Consider the following 3,683-nt stretch of genomic DNA (forward strand, 5'->3'; position numbering starts at 1 on the left):
GTTATATATAGTACATTAAACTATGTATAATGTGTATTAAGGCAGAGAAATCTGCCTTTTTTATTGATATTTTTTAGTGTGGGTATATAGTGCTTTGTGTGTATTATGTGTATGGGTATTCAGAACATGTCATCAGTAAAAGTAAAAGCGACTGTTGTCGAAGATAACACGGGCATAAAAAGCCAACTACCAGTGTTGCTTACTGAACAAGGCGAGTTGAGTGTTGTAACGGATTACCTTCTTGACATGGAGGCAAACGGTGTCAGTGCGTCCGTTATGAATCAATTCATTCAAGTCGTTTCTTTGCTTTTAGACTATATGGAGGCTAACAAGGACTTGTTCAGCGACCCCAAAATTTTATTCCAAACCTTTGCTAAACGCCTGTATAGCGGCACAGTCGGTGAAGATGGACTCGATCCGTCTGGCTTATATTGGATGCCAAGCTCGACAGAGCATGTCAATAAACACATCCATAGGCTGACAGCTTTTACTGACTGGATTGCTAAAAAGCAAGGTACTGAGCCAATGAATCCCTTGAGGGATGCGACTCCGCATGAACAACGCTTAAATTATGCGGCATGGTTTCGTAAAAACCAGAATGATTTTCTTGGGCATATCGAAGACAAGAGCATCAATAAAACTATTCGCAAAGCCAGAACAATGAAGGGGCGCACTCCACTCACCAAGACGGAAGACGATGCGATTGCCTTTCCAGAAAAACACTGGGAGTCATTCTTCAAAGACGGAATGGGTGGCGCAAAAGACCCACGGGTAGTGCTAAGAGATAAGCTTATTCTTCTGCTGATGCATGGCGGTGGTCTACGAGAAAGTGAAGCATTATTAGTTTGGGTGACGGACGTGTTTGAAGACCCTTACAATCCAGATAAAGCTGTGGTTCGGGTATACAACGAAGTTGATGGTAAAGCACCTGATGGCTGGCGTAGTCGAAGTGGGAACCATACCAGAGCAGCCTATCTTAAAGAAGAGTATGCCCGCATACCACGGATCAAAATGCAGGGTACAGCGCGGATTGGTTGGAAGAATCGTGTTGTAGATCATCGTGATAATTACATCCAAGTGCAATGGTTCCCCACGGAGTTTGGCAAGGTCTTCATGTCATTATGGAAAGACTATCAAAAGTACCGAGCCAGCATTGATTGTCATCACCCGTATGCGTTCATTTCATTCCATCACAGCGCCCTCGGTAGCCCATACACGCTCAACGCTTTTCATCAAGGCTATGCGGCAGGACTAAAACGCATTGGGTTAGCACCGAATAAAGCGGAAGGGTTAGATCCTCACGGACATCGACATAACTATGGTAGACGATTAGAGCGCTCAGGTCTTGACCCATTAGTCATTCGTCGCTGTATGCACCATAAATCACTGGAGTCTCAAGTTCCCTACACAGGTAAAGGGCAGCAGGAAATCTCCGATGAACTCAACAAGGCCACGCTACAACTGGCAAATCCTGAGTCCAAAGTAAAATCGCTAGATTGGAAATCATTGGTCGAACATGGCTTTGACAACATCGACCCGCAAGGCTATTTCACAGGCAAGCATCCGAAATTACGAGGTAAATAATGGCAAGGAAAGGTAAAAAAAATGACGGGCGCACATCGGACTTAACGTTTAAATGGATGCTCACCACCCTTGGCCCTGAGTGGGAGCAATGGCAGGAATTAGCCGCTGAGTGGATGGCGATTCAACATGTGGGAGTTGACAACAAGCGTAAAGCGTTGGGCCGTTTTTTTGAGTCCTACCTGTTGGTGTGCGCTCCTTATGCAAAGGATGTAGGCTTGTTTTTCAAAGGATATGACGGCCACCTCTGCTCTAGTGAAGAGTTAGAATCTAGGATAAGAGAAACCATTAACTGCCCCGTTGAAGTATCACGTGGCATCAATCAAGCTTGCACCTTCATTGATTACATCATTGAGCATCATTTATCTGAAGAGGACGATAGTGGCAACTTAACACCACTGGTTCGCAATCCGCTGAGCAAAATTAAGAGGCAACAATCACACACTGAAACCGTGCGTAACCCACTTCCGTATCGTTACATCCAAGACCTGCGCCAAATTCTGTGTCCATTGCCCGATAAAGCGGAACTGACGGTGATTGAGCAAAACCTACCACAAGGCGAATCGTTACTGCCTAGCTATCACTACCGACATTTCAAGCATTGGGCATGGGCACAAGAGCAGTCAGGGCAAGGCAAAGCAGGTGGAAGTGGCGACTGGTTCGACGTCGAGCCTGAACTAATTGACAAATCTGACCCCGATTGCGTGTGGCGCACTAAAGAAGTAACTAGAGATGGTAAAAGAATCACCCTCCACCAAATCTGGTCACCTGTCAAAGCGATGGTTATATTTATGAAGCTGCATCTGCCACTGCGCACCTATCAAGTGCGCATGTTAGACAGTGGCGAAGCGGATACGTGGCGTTATGAAAGCGGTCATTGGAAGCTCAATGACAAGCACGACTTTGCGCTCGGTAGCGAAAAACGCCCTTTTGGTAAAGGCATCTTTCGCCGTATCCATGACACCATGACAGGGCAATATTCCACAGGCTTGTATGTCAACACCAACAAAACCGCCGACCAGAATAAAGATGAACTAGAACGCGGCTACATCATCCCTTGGCAGAATGAGGAAGTATTATATTGGCTGGAAAAACTGCGTAACTGGCAAGAGAAATACAACCCAATAGCTAACCCTACCGACTGTGCTGCATTGCTTCACAAGCACATTGGGGCGAGAAAATCAGACAAGCAGTTAGAGAGCATGGGTGAAATCGCCTTTCTCTTTCGGGATGCGTCAGCGAAAGGAGATGACAAATACAAACCATCTTATGGGGGAGTGGCTCTGGCACCTCTTTGGTATCAACTCTTGCTAACACTGGAAAACCAGCTCGCTGAGCAAGGTAATACGCTTGATAATGGAGAGCGACTTAAACTGGTTGTGGATTACCCAGAAGACACTCCAGAAAACGCTAAGGTTGCCACGAACCACCCCCTGCACAGTTTGCGTGTATCCTTGATAACATGCTACACGATGGATACCCAATTGCCACTACCTGTCATATCCAAACTACTGGCAGGACACTCACGTATCCTAATGACCATCTACTACAACAAAATCACCCCGTCCGTGATGGCGGAAAAAATGAGTGAAGCCGAGGGGGAGCTTGAGGGTAAAGCCAAGCAGTCAGTGCGCAACTTCCTCAAAGATGCCTCACTAGCGCAAATTCAATGCAAAATGGTCTATCACAAAGAAGACAGTATTCAGGCAGCTCTGGTTAACCGTAATCCCATCGGCTGGGAGGAGCGTTCATCTGGCCTATGTTTGGTCGGAGGCAACACCGTAAAATCCGATGAAGTCAGTACGCTGGGCGGGTGTTGGAACGGTGGTGAGTTGATTAGAGATTCAAGTGCTGCCGCCAATCGCATCTATGACAGCGTACCGCATGGCCCTGAAAACTGCATTCGTTGCCGTTGGTTTATTACCGAGGCGCGATACCTGCCAGCGCTTAACGCGCAGTTTAATCAACTTAGTTACAAGGCGCACCAAGCGGCTAACCTATCGGTTGAAATCGAGGGTGAGTTAGAAACACTCAAAGACGAGCAGTTCTTCTGTGAAGAGCAAGGTGCGCCTTTTACCAAACATAATGACATGCAGGTTCTT

General features: G+C 46.6%; 2 protein-coding genes. Both read left to right on the forward strand.

Annotated elements, in window-relative coordinates; all coding sequences use genetic code 11:
- The first annotated feature begins 126 nt into the window (after positions 1–126).
- Complete coding sequence (gmtY, locus tag LSG37_RS20835) at positions 127–1,584, forward strand: gamma-mobile-trio recombinase GmtY (RefSeq protein ID WP_233081934.1); 1,458 nt, start codon at positions 127–129, stop codon at positions 1,582–1,584.
- A partial coding sequence (gmtZ, locus tag LSG37_RS20840) for a gamma-mobile-trio integrase GmtZ (RefSeq protein ID WP_233081935.1) occupies positions 1,584–3,683 on the forward strand: 2,100 nt, incomplete at its 3' end. The genes gmtY and gmtZ, both read left to right, overlap by 1 nt.

It is taken from the genome of Rheinheimera soli (genome assembly GCF_021290985.1).
In the GTDB taxonomy this organism is placed as follows: domain Bacteria; phylum Pseudomonadota; class Gammaproteobacteria; order Enterobacterales; family Alteromonadaceae; genus Pararheinheimera; species Pararheinheimera soli.